The 1088-nt window shown below is 69.9% G+C and carries 1 protein-coding gene; it reads left to right on the top strand.

Going from position 1 to position 1088, the window contains the following annotated elements:
* Positions 1-1014, top strand: a 1014-nt coding sequence (sucB, locus tag ACWEJX_RS37780) for a 2-oxoglutarate dehydrogenase, E2 component, dihydrolipoamide succinyltransferase (RefSeq protein WP_451611930.1), incomplete at its 5' end; no start/stop codon positions are given.
* Between the last annotated feature and the right edge of the window lie 74 nt (positions 1015-1088).

The following is a 1088-nucleotide window of genomic DNA, read 5'->3' on the forward strand; positions in this document are numbered from 1 at the left end:
CCCGAGGAGGTGGCGGAGCGGCTGCTCCGCGGCGCCTTCGACATCGGGGCGCGGATCAGCGTGGACATGGTGGACGAGGAGCGGAGGGCCGCGGTGACCCCGCTGGTCCGCAAGCTCGCCACCGAGAACGGTGTCGACCTGGCGACCGTCAAGGGTTCGGGCGTCGGCGGCCGCATCCGCAAGCAGGACGTCCTCGCCGCCGCCGAGGCCAAGAAGGCCGCCGCTGCCGCCCCGGCCCCCGCCGCCGCCCCGGCCGCCGCCGCGCCGAAGACCCCCGCCCTGGAGGTCTCCCCGCTGCGTGGCCAGACGGTCAAGATGACCCGCATGCGCAAGGTCATCGGCGACAACATGATGAAGGCGCTGCACGGCCAGGCCCAGCTGTCCTCGGTCGTCGAGGTCGACATCACCAAGCTGATGAAGCTGCGCGCCCGCGCCAAGGACGCGTTCGCGGCCCGCGAGGGCGTCAAGCTCTCCCCGATGCCGTTCTTCGTGAAGGCGGCGGCCCAGGCGCTGAAGGCCCACCCGGTCATCAACGCCCGGATCAACGAGGACGAGGGCACCATCACGTACTTCGACTCGGAGAACATCGGCATCGCCGTGGACTCCGAGAAGGGTCTGATGACGCCGGTCATCAAGGGTGCGGGCGACCTGAACATCGCCGGCATCTCCAAGGCCACGGCCGAGCTGGCCGGCAAGGTCCGCGCCAGCAAGATCACGCCGGACGAGCTGTCCGGTGCGACCTTCACCATCTCCAACACCGGCTCGCGCGGTGCGCTCTTCGACACGATCATCGTGCCGCCGAACCAGGTCGCCATCCTGGGCATCGGCGCCACGGTCAAGCGTCCGGCCGTCATCGAGACCGCCGAGGGCACCGTCATCGGCGTCCGCGACATGACCTACCTGACGCTGTCGTACGACCACCGTCTGGTGGACGGCGCCGACGCGGCCCGCTACCTGACGGCCGTGAAGGCGATCCTGGAGGCCGGCGAGTTCGAGGTCGACCTCGGTCTGTAAGACACGGGGCTGAACGGGGCCGTAAGGCAACGTAACGAGCCTCACCTGCGGCGCCCCCACCCGGATGTGTTTCC

This window comes from Streptomyces sp. NPDC004788 (assembly GCF_053601115.1).